Genomic DNA, 261 nt, shown 5'->3' with positions numbered 1-261 from the left:
GCAAGATCTACTACCCAAATAAAATTAAAGGTATAGAGATCAATGCACCTTCGGTGGTGTGGCAAAGTGATATTACTTATTACAAAGTAGGAGATAAATTTTATTATGCAGTCTTTATTATAGATGTTTACACTAAGAAAATAATTGGCTATGAGGTCTCTGATAATATGAGAGGAACAGCTAACATAAAGGCTTTAAAAATGGCTTTAAAAGACAATAAAGCTCCAAAGATCCACCACTCAGATCGAGGAAGCCAGTATA

General features: G+C 33.7%; 1 protein-coding gene. It reads left to right on the top strand.

The genetic code is table 11. The features are described 5' to 3' along the window. Positions 1–261, top strand: a 261-nt coding sequence (locus HC175_RS23785; RefSeq protein WP_168140159.1) for a DDE-type integrase/transposase/recombinase, incomplete at both ends; no start/stop codon positions are given.

Source organism: Salinimicrobium oceani (genome assembly GCF_012037645.1).
This window is presented reverse-complemented; position numbering and strand designations above follow the sequence as displayed.